The sequence below is a fragment of the Paraglaciecola arctica genome, assembly GCF_018861065.1.
In the GTDB taxonomy this organism is placed as follows: domain Bacteria; phylum Pseudomonadota; class Gammaproteobacteria; order Enterobacterales; family Alteromonadaceae; genus Paraglaciecola; species Paraglaciecola arctica_B.
The window spans coordinates 20,970-34,483 of record NZ_JAHKQO010000025.1 but is presented as its reverse complement, the minus strand read 5'-3'; the positions used below and the strand labels follow the sequence as shown (position 1 = coordinate 34,483).

At 42.0% G+C, this 13,514-nt stretch carries 14 protein-coding genes; 4 read left to right on the top strand and 10 right to left on the bottom strand.

Annotation, left to right across the window (positions count from 1 at the left end):
- Window positions 1–68: 68 nt before the first annotated feature.
- The 3 genes from KO534_RS09785 to KO534_RS09775 all read left to right on the top strand — a co-directional run bounded on the left by KO534_RS09785 (window position 69) and on the right by KO534_RS09775 (window position 2,218).
- Window positions 69–1,019 carry an SDR family oxidoreductase gene (locus tag KO534_RS09785; protein WP_215929470.1) on the top strand — a complete coding sequence of 317 codons (951 nt, stop codon included), beginning with the start codon at window positions 69–71 and terminating at the stop codon, window positions 1,017–1,019.
- Window positions 1,020–1,124: 105 nt separating this feature from the next.
- Entirely contained in the window at window positions 1,125–1,877 is a 753-nt protein-coding gene (locus KO534_RS09780) for an alpha/beta fold hydrolase (RefSeq protein WP_436836581.1), read from the top strand.
- A gap of 149 nt (window positions 1,878–2,026) precedes the next feature.
- Window positions 2,027–2,218 (top strand): YwbE family protein, encoded by a 192-nt coding sequence (locus tag KO534_RS09775; protein ID WP_215929469.1) that lies wholly within the window; start codon window positions 2,027–2,029, stop codon window positions 2,216–2,218.
- A gap of 53 nt (window positions 2,219–2,271) precedes the next feature.
- Here the strand turns inward: KO534_RS09775 and KO534_RS09770 are convergent, their stop codons facing one another.
- The 9 genes from KO534_RS09770 to KO534_RS09730 all read right to left on the bottom strand — a co-directional run bounded on the left by KO534_RS09770 (window position 2,272) and on the right by KO534_RS09730 (window position 11,995).
- Window positions 2,272–2,751, bottom strand: coding sequence for a type IV pilin protein (locus KO534_RS09770; protein ID WP_215929468.1), 480 nt, complete (start codon window positions 2,749–2,751; stop codon window positions 2,272–2,274).
- On the bottom strand, window positions 2,748–6,830 hold the full coding sequence (locus tag KO534_RS09765) for a PilC/PilY family type IV pilus protein (protein ID WP_215929467.1): 4,083 nt from the start codon (window positions 6,828–6,830) through the stop codon (window positions 2,748–2,750). The genes KO534_RS09770 and KO534_RS09765 overlap by 4 nt, the downstream gene beginning before the upstream one ends.
- Before the next feature lie 12 nt (window positions 6,831–6,842).
- Complete coding sequence (locus KO534_RS09760; RefSeq protein ID WP_215929466.1) at window positions 6,843–7,424, bottom strand: pilus assembly PilX family protein; 582 nt, start codon at window positions 7,422–7,424, stop codon at window positions 6,843–6,845.
- Window positions 7,421–8,278 (bottom strand): PilW family protein, encoded by an 858-nt coding sequence (locus KO534_RS09755; protein ID WP_215929465.1) that lies wholly within the window; start codon window positions 8,276–8,278, stop codon window positions 7,421–7,423. The genes KO534_RS09760 and KO534_RS09755 overlap by 4 nt, the downstream gene beginning before the upstream one ends.
- Window positions 8,275–8,907, bottom strand: a complete 633-nt coding sequence (locus KO534_RS09750) for a prepilin-type N-terminal cleavage/methylation domain-containing protein (RefSeq protein ID WP_215929464.1) — start codon at window positions 8,905–8,907, stop codon at window positions 8,275–8,277. Before KO534_RS09750 ends, KO534_RS09755 begins: the two co-directional genes overlap by 4 nt.
- Window positions 8,908–9,151: 244 nt before the next feature.
- Window positions 9,152–9,733: a type IV pilus modification PilV family protein gene (locus KO534_RS09745; protein WP_252732059.1), complete on the bottom strand. Its 582-nt coding sequence runs from the start codon at window positions 9,731–9,733 to the stop codon at window positions 9,152–9,154.
- On the bottom strand, window positions 9,734–10,861 hold the full coding sequence (locus KO534_RS09740) for a hypothetical protein (protein WP_252732058.1): 1,128 nt from the start codon (window positions 10,859–10,861) through the stop codon (window positions 9,734–9,736).
- The gene (locus KO534_RS09735; RefSeq protein WP_354667920.1) at window positions 10,854–11,477 is read right to left on the bottom strand and encodes a prepilin peptidase dependent protein B; all 624 of its coding nucleotides are present in this window, start codon (window positions 11,475–11,477) and stop codon (window positions 10,854–10,856) included. Before KO534_RS09735 ends, KO534_RS09740 begins: the two co-directional genes overlap by 8 nt.
- Window positions 11,477–11,995, bottom strand: a complete 519-nt coding sequence (locus KO534_RS09730) for a pilus assembly FimT family protein (RefSeq protein ID WP_215929462.1) — start codon at window positions 11,993–11,995, stop codon at window positions 11,477–11,479. Before KO534_RS09730 ends, KO534_RS09735 begins: the two co-directional genes overlap by 1 nt.
- Before the next feature lie 102 nt (window positions 11,996–12,097).
- Between KO534_RS09730 and KO534_RS09725 the strand changes: the two genes are divergently transcribed.
- Window positions 12,098–12,514 (top strand): type IV pilin protein, encoded by a 417-nt coding sequence (locus KO534_RS09725; protein WP_215929461.1) that lies wholly within the window; start codon window positions 12,098–12,100, stop codon window positions 12,512–12,514.
- A gap of 44 nt (window positions 12,515–12,558) precedes the next feature.
- On the opposite strand, the gene ispH is transcribed toward KO534_RS09725, so the two are convergent.
- Window positions 12,559–13,503, bottom strand: a complete 945-nt coding sequence (ispH, locus tag KO534_RS09720; RefSeq protein ID WP_215929460.1) for a 4-hydroxy-3-methylbut-2-enyl diphosphate reductase — start codon at window positions 13,501–13,503, stop codon at window positions 12,559–12,561.
- Window positions 13,504–13,514: the final 11 nt, after the last annotated feature.

The following is a 13,514-nucleotide window of genomic DNA, read 5'->3' as shown; positions in this document are numbered from 1 at the left end:
ATTACTTGTTACTTAGCTAGCTTCTAGCTAAGGCTGCATACTTTTCGCAAATTATTGGAATTTAACTTATGGCAACTGACAAACAATTTGGCCCACAGGGCTGGACTCCAAAACGGATCACATCATTGGCGGGCAAAACCTATTTGATTACTGGCGCTAACACCGGTGCAGGATTTCAGGCTACACGTATACTGCTAACCAAAGGGGCTAAGGTTGTGATGCTTAACCGTAACCCTAATAAATCTGTCGGGGCCGTGACTAAACTTAGGCAAGAATTTGGTGAAAACGCTGATGTCAGTTTTATCCAAATGGACTTAGCTGAGCTGGCATCTGTACGTAACGCCGCCACCCAAGTACTAGAGCAACTGCCACAGATAGACGCACTTATGTGTAACGGGGCTATCGCCCAAATCGCCAAGCAAGAGCTGACAGTAGACGGTTTTGAAAGCCAGTTAGGGGTAAACCATTACGGTCATTTTTTATTGTGCGGATTGCTTTTTGCAAGACTCGAAGCGTCAAAAGGCCGTATTGTAGTGGTATCCAGCGAAGGCCATAAAATGGGCTTACGAGGTATTCAGTTTGACGACATCAACTGGAACAAAAACTATCACCCCAACAAAGTTTACAGCCAAAGCAAGCTAGCACAGATGATGTTCGCCTATGAATTACAAAACAAAATTCTAGGGGCAAACAAACACGTGAAAGTGTACGTTTGCCACCCGGGCGCATCTAATACTTCACTGATCAATGAAAAGGCTAATTTGGCTACCAGAATTTCATGGTCAATCATGGTTAAGCTTGGCATGGCTCAATCGGCCGAAAAAGGGGCTTACCCAGAAGTGATGTGCGCCACCGAAAACGACCTTAAACAACGAGCCTATTATGGCCCCACAGGCTTGCTGAACTTTGGCGGCCCAGTGGGTGAATGTAAGCTTGAATCATTTGTGTTGGATCAAGCCGTATTAAGCAGACTATGGACACTGTCGGAGCAACAAACATCTTTCAACTGGCCAGTGTAATGTCAGGCAATTCATTGCTTTAGATTCAATGCCCGAGGTAAAATTTGTCTTTGATGTGCTACTGCAAAAAATGAGCAAATACAAAAATAACCACAAGAGAAACCAATGAAAATAAAGACCTTAACCAAGGCAATGTTGGCTGCAACAGTATTGCTACTGATGCAATTCTCCGGTTGTAGTAGCTTGGCCGCTAACTCGCCTAAATATCAGCCGAGCGATGAACTGGTGGTGCTGGCTCATGGTTTAGGTCGAAGTGATTGGGCGATGTGGCGCTTTGCGCAGAAGCTAGAAGATGCTAACTATAAAGTGTGCCGCCTTGATTATTCATCCATAGGCAAAAGTGTTGAAGCGGTTATAGAACAAACCACAATGCAAATTAATGCCTGTATAGTAGGTGCACCCAAAGTACACTTTGTGGGCCACTCGTTAGGCGGTTTAGTGGTGAGAAGTTATTTACAAAATAATCTGCAAAGTTTGCAAGCCAATCAACTGGGTGAAGTGGTCCTCATGGGCACCCCAAACAAAGGCAGCGAATTGGCCGATCACTTAAGTGAATCTTGGTTAATGCAATTAGCTGGGGGGGTAAGTCAAGCTCTGGTAACTGGCTCCAATAGCTTTGGCAATCAAATTAAAGAGCTCGACGTAAATATAGGCGTGATTGCCGGCACTCAATCCTCTGACTTAACTAGCAAGCATTTCAGTGGCGAAAATGACGGATTGGTTTCTGTGGAGTCGACCAAATTAAACAGCATGAGTGACTTTATCACCATAGAAGTAGGACATTCGCAAATGCGCTACAACCAAGAAGTCGCGGAGCAAACTGTTCACTTTTTGCAAAAGGGTACCTTTGAACATTAACTTCTGCTAGCGACTCGATACGAACAAGATCATTGGTTAATAAAACATGCTAGGTATACTTACATAGTCCACCAGCCAGAATGTGATGCATTTTTTCAAAGATTGACTGGTGAACTTCTATAACTAAAACAGACAACTAGGAAATAATGATGGAAGGTACTAAACGAGCAAATGTCAAAATTGGTGCCCAGGTATCTATTGTGCTTAAGCAAGATCAAAGAACTGGGAATTTAACCGAAGGTGTAGTCGAAAAAATTCTCACCAACTCGCCAAATCACCCTCACGGAATTAAGGTCAGATTAGAGAGTGGCGAAGTAGGACGGGTGAAACAAATTAATTGATAAGATAACTAACAAACCAAAGCGCACGTTTCACAACGTGCTAAATACACAATCTAACAACTCCAGCAAAATTCACTAGAACCGTAAGTACCGTTATTGTTAGCATCCCATGCCCGACGACCATCACTGTAATAGGCTACGTTTCCATCACCTGCTTGGGAAGAGCTTGATACTGGTTTAGCTTCAATTAAAAATGCGCTGCCGCTGGATTCACTAATATACAAATCGTATTTACGATTAGCATACAGTTCTGCGGAGGGCGAATGCTTGTGAAAAATAGCAGGGTTCCCCGTATCTGCTGACGACTCGGCAGCTCCTTTGTAGGTGAAACTAGCCGCCTTATGCCGCTCCATTGCGGCTGCGAGACTCATTAAATCCGCCTGCGCCGCTCCTCGGTTTGTGCTAGCAATAAACCCTTGATAACTTGGATAAGCTATGGCGGCAATGATGCCAATAATAGCCACCGATATCATTAGCTCGATTAATGAAAAGCCCTGTTGCGGTTTATTTGTTATTTTTAGTACTGTATTCATGGTCTTTCGGTTTCCGTTTTCCAACTACTTTTCTGCACCCTTTCAAAGTAACTGTGAATGTTTTCAGCCAAACACTCGAAGTCTGAACCACAGCCAACTTTGTTTCCATCTTCGTCAACTTCAAAGACGGTAGAAGCACACTCGGTACCCAAGCAGATAATAGGCTTAATAATATCTTCAATCAAAATTTTAGTGTCTGGAGCGATACCTGTTTGTTTTAGCTGAGCATAACGATCTTCATGTAGTTGGTCGCCGTCCTGATTCAAATCCACTACTGAATTGCCGTTAATTAACTCTACCAAATACGCACGACTATTACCCGTTGGAGGGGCACATTCACTTGAACTGGCCGTCGCTGGCAAATAGGTAGTGAATATAACTTGGTAGTCCAAAATCAGCGGTGAAGCGAGCACCTTTTCGCCTCCGGTATTGAGACTAATCAACCAGCCTTGTGAATCTGCAAACTGCTCGACCGCTAACTCTTTTGCTACCGAGTCAGACGATGTTAATAAATGGTTTGTTGCATCATATAAATCACTGGTACCTAGCGCGATGGAGGGCAATTCAAAATTACCGTCTTCATCAAAAGTAAATACACCTTCGTCTTTGATCATATAAAACTGGTCGTTAATAACAGCATTTAGTGGATGTGCTCTATAACCAGAACCCAGTACAACAGCATAATAGTGGTCTGTACCTAAACTGATCTCCGATACATCAGGACCATAATAAAAACGTCTATTATCTGCTTCTACACTGCCGCCAAAATCAGCCAGCAAGCCGCCGGTAACGAGATCAACTACCGACTCTCCATTGTGGATATCAAGCCTAAACAATTGCCCTCCGGTGTCTGCAACATACATATGGTCTGCAAACCCGTCGTTCTCGCGGTCAATAACGGAAATCCTTGCTGGGATGCTGTATTCCATTTGTGTCAGGTTTAAATCACTATTTGTTTTACCTGCTGACCAAATCAAATCACCAGTATCAGCGTCTACTATAAATACTGAGTTTCCTACAGAATCAGCACTTCTAAGTAATCTATTGTCTTGGTCTTCGTCGTAACCACCACCAAATATCAAAACATTTTTAGTTGTCGATCCCACTTTGATTTTTGTGACTGTGGGTTTAGACCAAGTTTGCCCTAGGTTAGCAAAATCTCCCACTCCACCATCTATTTTGAACATCAATCTAGGGTTAGTTTTACTAGTGATATCAAAGGCATAATAATTATTGCCACCGCGGCGCATGCCAACATACAGATAAATATTATTGCCAACCGTTCTCAGTACCATGTCACCATCTAATCCATAAATGTGTGAGAAAGTCGAAGAGTCTTGATACAAGTCATACAAATTGTTTAATAAGTCTTTCGGGATAATCGCAAAATTTTCTTCACCGGTATCGGGATCAAAAGAGTGTAAAAATCCATGATTAGTCGCCACAAACACGGCACTATCAGTCAGGGAATAATTAACTATTACCGGTTGAGAATGAATCGGATCTCCCATCGCCTGACGAGCATCAGTTGTGCTGTCATCGCCATCGTCATCTTTTACATCGACGCCACGAGCCCACTTTATGACGGTTTCACGAGTCGTTTCGGGATCTGATAACGCGCCAACGGCTAAGTCAGCAACCGTTATATTACTGTTGTCTTCATGCAATAAGTTACCGGTGTTGATAATTGTACCTGGGCCATCAAATGTATAAGTATCACGTGGCAGCCCCATTTTACCTGCGGTTCCACCTTCGCGTACATCATTACCATCAGCCAACACTGACCAATAACTATGGGCACTATCATTAAAAAACCCAGTCACGCTATCCACCGCATTAAAACCATTCTTATCTAAAATTTCTGAGCCATCGAGTCTGTACCTCTTAACATTTCCAGGCCAAATGGTTCCCTCAGCAGGCTTGAAAAGCGCAAAATATAGTTCGTCGTTATGGGTTAATCGATTGAGCTGGTTTACCGCCACCCCAGGAGAAACAAAAGTAGCGTTCACATCTTTAACTGTTTTTAAAATAGATTGAAAAACCCCTACCAGATCTTCGGTATTTTCTGCGGTATAAAAATCACCGTTACCATTCACCGCTAAATCGTTCAAAAAGGCGTTAGCGGTTGAGCCTGCAGCAAAACCAATAGTGTGAGTAAACACTCGGGTATCAATTTTCGACTCGTCGCCATCACCAATGTTCTTGACCAAATCCACACCACATTTTTCACCACTGGAGCCGGTACATGATTTTCCAAGTAAACTTTGGATCTCGGTAACACTGTGATTATTATTTGCCACACCATCAGACAAAAGCACGATATGGTTATTGGTCTGACAGACTTTGTCTGTAACAGGACTTATATAGACGGGGTCGCCAGGAATGTATTCGTTTTTACAATCTGAACTACTGAGGTTGTCCGCGGTACATCCCGAGGGTAATTCTGAATCAGATCCAACGTAGGATAATCTATGACTCACCCTTGTATTACGGCGCACCGTACTCGAAACTGAAGACTGACCACGAGTTTTTCCATAATAAACCGGTAGACCACCATAATAACTAGCAGCCTCGTACAAAGTATCAACTATAGGTGTCAGTCCACTTGCACTCATCGCATCCACTTGACTTACGAGATGCTCCCTTACTGTTGAGGTGCTACCTGGCGTGGCATTGCCTTCGTACTCAATGACTAAACTCACTGTACTTGATGGTTTGCCGTTATAGCTATAAGCCCCTCGAATTCCCACAAAACTCGAAAATACAAACATCATATCGTTGCCAGGCTCCCAACCGCCACGGCCAACAATTTGTTCGACTATGGTCGCGACCGAAGGGCTTTGATAAGTGTAATTCTTATACCACCTAGGAATATCAGTCCATGCAACTGCTCCTGTTTTTGACTTATCTCTTAACAGATACCTAGGGTACGAACTAAAGCTGCTTGGGTCGTTTTCATTGACGCCGGAAATATTAAAGCTGGCATAAGAACTAGAACTAGTTTGATAGGCAGTAAACTCCAAATATGCATTGGTAATGCTCGCATTTTGCGGTAAAGCAATGTTTCTAAACCTAACACCAATATATTTGTTGGAGCTGTCTCTAAGTGTCAGTTCGGTGCCGGTTGATTGATAACCGTTACTTTTCTCTTCAGCATTATTACTTTGAGAATCAACTTGGTAGCTCAATTTCCCTTTAACACAACCGGTAGCGGTAGAATCATCGTAAACAACAACCAGTTGAGGTGTGAGACCTTCTCCATCCTCAAATGCAGGAGAACGGCGTTCGCTACTACTGCTAATGCCTTGACCGTCAATAATAATGTTTAAAGCGTTTCCGCCACACCAAGTTGCTTGATCGACAATTTCCTGCACAACACTGCTTAAATCTGGAGAAACCACAGTTTCACCTGAAACTGGCCAATCATTGTCTGTGTCCCACAATACTGAATTGGTAGTTTTGGTGCGGTCCGAGATATTGTTATTTGTATTACTGAAAGTAGTGGAGTTTCCTACCTTTTCACCACTAAAGGTAATATCGGTTGCTCCGCTATTAAAAGCGGTTGAACTAAAGCGAATATAAGCGTTAGTAATCACTGCACCACGAGGTATATTAAGATCTTGATATCTAAGACCTAATGTCACTTCGTTGGTACCTTGAGATAGTCTCAAGCTGGAACTGGATGTATTCACTGAAGAGGAAATCTCATAAGCATCATCTGTGGCTTGAGCAATTGAAGTAATGATTTCAGGGGAGACCGCATCATCAATTGGCCTAACCGGATATAAAACAGGGCCACCAAAATCCGAAAAACGCATCAAACCAGCATTAATATTGGTGACTGAGTTAAGGGTTTCTTTGAGGGCATTTTGCACTCTTAACATCCGGGATTCAGAGCCTCCGTCTTTGCCAGTCATACTGCCAGACGTATCCATAATAAAGAGCACATTGGGATTATAAGTAACTTCACTGCCTGCTGTTCCTAGATATATCTCTAGATCATCTGCATAATTCACACTACTAAAAAGCGTCAGACTAGCAGCCAAAGTCACTGCCACAATTTTGTTGATATATTTCATAAAAACCACCACTTATTGGGTTGCTGGCGCAAATACTGACGCGTTAACTGAATTGGCTACGGCGTAATTACTATCATCAAGTTGCCCACAACCTCTTACAATAAAGACGTGACAACTGATATTACTGCCACCGATAACATTGCTTGAACCAACACAAGGTTGCTCACGTACAAACGCCGCACGTGACCAGCTTTTAACGACTGGCTTATCGGTATAATTTCCCGCGGCAGTATGTTGAGTACTTTTTATCAACCCATTTTTAGTCAGGGTTCTATTAGTCCAAGTGACATCTTCAAAGCAACTCAGCTCCTGCACATCTAAATCTAATAAAGTGCCGCCCCTTGCAGCAGATAGTGGGTCATCCAAAGCTGGGTTGCTAAGCAGAAGTTCATCTTCTGATTCAAACATCACAGCCGCAATCGCTGACTCGGCCGCATCAAATGAAAGGGAACGTTTTTCCATTGACGATGCCATTTTGCTTTGCATTAAACTACTTGAGACTGAAGAAACGCCTAAAATCGTGAGGCTCATCAGGATCAGCAATGAAAATACCATGACCATTCCTGAGTTTTTTTGTTTTGATGGATAATTCATATATTTCTACTTCGAGCGAAATTTTTGCTATTACGCAAAGTGATTGTGGTTTCAAATTGTTTATACAGCCTCGCTTCAGAGGGCTGAATCGAATCCTCGTTGAGCAATTTAAACTGTGGAACGGGACTAATAATCACATCAGAATCAGCTTTCAATAAAACAGCTACGCGAATCGCCACAACTAAGGCGCCAGCTGCTTTTTCTGCTCCTAGAGAATCGGCATCAATAAACCTTACCGGCCTAGCTGAGTTGTCTTGAGACGCGATATTGTCTGTGATCCCATATTGAACCTGAAAGCTAAAAACATCATCTAACAAAGTGTAGGCTGTATCGTCATCAACCTCTGCCTTTAGGCCACGTAACACTCTGCCATCAAACCCTCTGCATTTTAGCGAGGTGCCATCTAAAAAATACTCGTTAACCACTAAAAACTCTTCATTGTTGTAACCATGAGAAGCGCCACGGCAATCTTGGGTACCTTGCAGCATAACCATCAAAGTATCACTCGTTGCATCAGCGCCTTCTTTGGCCCCTTTGGTCAGCCCATTACTAAAATCGCCCACAATTGGGATAGGATTGTTCTGAACAAAAGCGGCCTCAACAACAATATCCACATCTTTGTTGAGTTCAGGGCGCAACATATCGTAACGCCCAGTCATGATGAGGTCGTTTCGTAGTCTAGCGATAATAAAACGTCCATTTTCTTGGGCAGATGCTATTGACCTGTTTAACCGTTCGGTAGAATTGTTGCTGATCATGACTTGCACGACAGCGGCAGACACAATAAGTCCCAGCGTCAGGGATATCATCAACTCAATAAGACTAAAACCACTTTGGTTACTACTAGTTCTCATAAAGTCACATCCACTGTCACACAATCGTGGGGTATGGTTTCATCAACGTTACAATCTGCATTCAAGGTTCTTTGGATATTTTGCCAATTTTCCACTGGCCAACTTAAGGTCACTATATGCTTGGAACCAACACTACAGGCATCTGTATCAGCCGCGTTGTTATCCAACTCACATGTTAAACTAATTTCTATTTCTGGATTGGCAGCAACGGCTGAGCAAGAAACCTCGTAACCATCAAAAGCAGCCAACTCAGAGGCGGTACAGTCGTTGTCGTTGCAGTTAGGGATGGAGTCTGGTCGTTCTAAACAATAACAAGCATGAGGCAGACCTGCGGTACAAGTCATGCCGGAAAAGTTATACAACTCCTCGTTAAAGTAATCGTTATGAACCACTAACCCTTTACCTAATGGAGAAAACACTGCGCTTGCTCTTAAACGTTCGGTTAATTGTTGAGCCACTAACACTGATTGTGAACGACTTAAGGCTTCAGAATTTGTAAATGATCCAACAAACTGTAAATATGCAACACCGAGTAAGCCAACAGATAAAATGAATAAAGTAACCAGCACTTCAATCATGCCAACACCTTGTTGACTGTTTACATTCAATTTTTGGGGCAGGCTCTTCACGCTTTTTCTCACTCTAGTTGCAAACCATCAATATTAATATTCGACTAACCATCCAGATATATCTATGACTAGTATGTTAGCTAAAAATATAAAGTATTAGGTTATCAGTGCAGGGATAAAGGTATATTTTTTTATCTTATTATTAGGAAATATTACAACAATTGTTTTTGAATCAAGAAACTATAGCTTAGTTCAATGGCTAACAGCGTAGATTGTCTTTAGTAAATATTTGATTTTCAGATAACTATGGAACAGCAAGAGCGCTTGTTAAGCGGTATTTCGTTTGAAAGCTTTGTGCCGGTTCAATCGGCGCAATACTACCAAAAATGTCGATTTTTTTGGGATCTCCATTAGAATCAAGCCAAGAAACCGTAACCTGAACATTCTTAAGATCGGCATTTCGCGGCAATTTTACTGGAAAAAAAGGGGAACCTAGTTTCACCCAACTATCCGCAACATCATCAAAATTGGTGTCTACGTAGTACAAATTCTCGACTTTCCATTGTGTATCATATGTTTGCAAGTTCTCCCCGCTAGTCATCGCTATACTACTCTCCCCTGAGGGGATACTGCCACCCATATTATTGGCAATATTCTGGAACGAGGAGGTGCCTTCGACATGACTTAGGTGCTGAAAATAGCCTAAATCTGTTAGTTTTTGTTGAGCAAGGTTTAACGCCACTGCGCGCAGATTGAGTTGGTTATTTGTCACCACGTATTCACTTTGTAACGTGACGTAACCGGTCACTCCTAACATAATAATTAGAGAAGCGACTGTCACCTCAATTAGGGAAAATCCTTGTTGATTAAACATATTAATATTCATCTAAAAATCGCGCCAACTGCCAGGTACTCGAGCCACTCGTTGCAACTTTTTACTGTGTTGCAATTGGTGCATCACGTCAGCATTAAATACCACTCGAGTTAAATCGCTTGTGGTTCCCAACTCATAATTGGCGACAATCGCCCCAAATACAGCACTGTCGGTTTGCATATTTATATCGAGGTTTTTCAAAGAGCTTAAAGGTTTATGGGCAATCAAGAGTCCATACATAACCACGTCAGAATGAAACTCAACGTTACCGTCAAAAACAATTAAGATAAGGGGTTCTGAATCAGTTCCAAGTTGCGTACTGGCACTCACTACACAATCACCTTCAATCCATATAAAGCCCCAACTTCCTATATCTAAACTGTCACAGTTGTTAAAGACAAAGTCAGCTTGTTGTTGTAACAACATCCACTCTACGGATGAAATATTAAACAAATAGCTTAAAACATCTACCGGAAAAGAAGTTGAGGCGTCTTGTATATCTGCCAGCTTATTACTGGGGTTCGAGTAACTGTTGGTTTCACAATTTCCTTCATTAAAAGCGCTCAAAGTACAGCTATGATGGTTAGTACCAGTTAGGACAATGGCAGAATCAGACCATATTGAAAATGGAGCGGAAAGACCTAAACCATCTGGATTTAGAGCGATTTCAAACTCACCATCATGATTAAAGCCGTGTTTCACCATAAGTGGCGCTGGAGGAGGATTAAACAGTATCGGGTAAACCAAAGATTGCTCTATGATTTTGGCGTTAGCTAAACCATCAGCTGACTTGCCGCTAGCAGTCAAAGTAACAAGTTTGCGATTACCTGGTAAGTTTTCACTCATAGCGGAAACAGTAAAAGAACTGTTATCGTCTAAACTTCCAGACACTTGCGCACCCAACCAAGCTTTATCTACGTTAAGCTTTGCCAAACCTTGGTTTAGAGCGGCTTTAGCCGTTGCTTGAGCTCTTACTTGGTTTTGTGTATTGAGCAATATTTGATGTTCGAATGATTGAATTTTTCCGGTGTATAACGTAACCAATGTCACCATGATCAACAATAAAACCACTGTCAGTAATATTGCTGCTCCCTTTTGGTTAGAAAGATTTTCCGAGTCTTCAATGCGCCACTTATTCATAATTTTCAATTAAAATGTGAGTTGTGATTCGACGGGATATTTCAGGGTGTTTTTTTAATCGCGCTTGTAAATCAATATTGACCCGAGTTTGAACAATTTGCTGCACAGTGTTTTTTTCGATTGATAGGGCGAACATCATTACCTGAACAACTTGTGGATCAGTTAAGTCATGCCAACCAGACTCATCACATGCGGCGCCATTCAGACGAATTTCTATCGCTCTATCTTTTAGACGATAACCATAATTTTCATTTGATGGAGAAGTATCTAGGACCCCATTTTGATTGCGGTCGTAGGCGAAGTTAATACAGCTATTGGCGGCCTCAGATGGGTAGGCTGCGATCTTTACACTGTTATCAAAGGGATTTGAAACTGTTGTAGGATTTTTAACGAACTGATCGGTGTGAGCATAGTAGCCTGCTCGTTTAAGATCATGACTTAACACGGCAACAACGGCACTAACCTCCTCCTCTAATCTTGATTTTGCAAGTAGGCTCGAGTTTAACCCAATGCCATGGCCAACTAAGGATGCCATTGCTGTAATGGAGGCGAGTCCTAATGTCATGGCAATCATTAATTCGACTAAACTATTGCCAACTTGCTTTAACCGTAGCACTAACACGCCTCATATCCTCCAAGTCTGCTTGCGACGGCACAAATTCTAACTCGCCCCATATTACTCAAAATCAATTTAAGTTGTTTATCACCATCGCCAAATACTACAGATCCCGCATGACCCATTGCCATGCCCCTATTGGAATCAAATACCGCTATGTTGTCATCGCCAAATGTCACCTTGTAGATACTGACAAAAGGGTAATCTGAAAAATTCACTTTTTGCTCTACACCATTGAGGGTACAATCGTTTGAAACAGAACAGTCACATAGTCCGCTATCGCTCAATGCAGCGCACCAGTTAGCATTGGGACGAATTGCAACCGTCACATCTATACTTTGAGTAATCGCTGCGACTCTGGCCTGCTGAAAGGCAAAATAACTGGTTTCAGCAGCCGCTTTTAACTGCATATTCTTTTGTATTGAATTGATTGCTGGGGCACCGAGCGACACCACAAGCACTAAAATAGAGATGGTGATGAGTAATTCTAAGAGTGTAAGACCGGAATGATTGTGCATATTAGCCTCCTTACTTAGCACCAAATTAATTTTGGCCTATAATCAAATCCTTTAAAGTCAATATAGTTCAGATTTTTGAAAACGCATAAAAAGGGAATGATTATGCTTTCGTACAAAAAGAAAATAACCTCGCATATTCACTTAGAATTTCGAACACAACTCGGTATTACTTTGATTGAACTAATGGTGGTAGTGATTATTATAGGGGTGTTGGCGACTCTTATTTTTCCATCTTTTCAACAGCAAATTTTGGCGTCTAGGAGAGGCGATGGAATTACGCAATTACTGCGACTTAAAATACAACAAGAGTCATTTCGATTAGACAATATAAGTTACGCTAAAACCGAGCAGCTTAGTCTTCCTGAAAGTGAGTATTATACTTTTGTGGTAAGTGATGTGTCGGCAACAACCTATAGAATTAGCGCCAATGCGAAAGGTAGTCAGTTAGCGGATGAAAAATGTTTATCAATACAAATTGATCAGTCTTTAAATAAAACCCCAGCTGATTGTTTTTTATGAATGACCTAGTTTGCAGTTGTAAACTAGGGGTATCTAACAAAAAGTTAAGAAAGGTTCTTAACCCTTAACTCCTTAGGAACAGCAAATTCAATATTTTCTTCGCGCCCCACTCTTTCTATTGCGGCACTGGCCCCCCACTCTTTTAATCGATTAACCACCCCTTGCACCAATATCTCGGGTGCGGATGCTCCAGCGGTCACACCAATATTTTTGACATTATTGAGCCACGACTGTTGTATACAATTAGCATCAGCAATTAGATAAGCCGTGGCTCCAATTTTCTCAGCTAATTCTCTAAGGCGATTAGAGTTTGAACTATTCTGTGCGCCTACCACTAACAATAAATCACAATCAGCGGATAATTCCCTCACAGAATCTTGGCGATTTTGAGTGGCATAACAAATATCATCTTTACGCGGACCTTCAATGGCGGGAAACTGCGACCTCAAGGCATCAATCACTTCAGCCGTATCATCTACTGACAACGTGGTTTGACTACAATAATAAAGCTGGGACGGATCTTTAACTGATAGTTTGGCTACATCTTCAACCGATTCCACCAAGTATATTCCGCCCTTAGTATTATCATATTGCCCCATTGTACCCTCGACTTCTGGGTGCCCGTGATGGCCAATCAAAATACATTCTGTACCTTTCTTGCTGGCGCGCATCACTTCCATATGGACTTTGGTCACTAAAGGACAAGTAGCATCAAATACCTTTAAACCTCGGGAGTCAGCTTCAGTGCGTACCGCTTGTGATACACCATGAGCCGAAAAAATAACAATACTGTCATCAGGTACTTCCGATAATTCATCTACAAAAACCGCACCACGCTCTTTGAGACCGTCGACCACAAATTTATTATGTACCACTTCATGGCGCACAAAAATAGGTGCTGGAAACATTTCCAAAGCACGCTCTACAATGATAATCGCACGGTCAACACCGGCGCAAAAACCTCGTGGATTAGCAAGATGAATCTGCATAGTTATTCCTT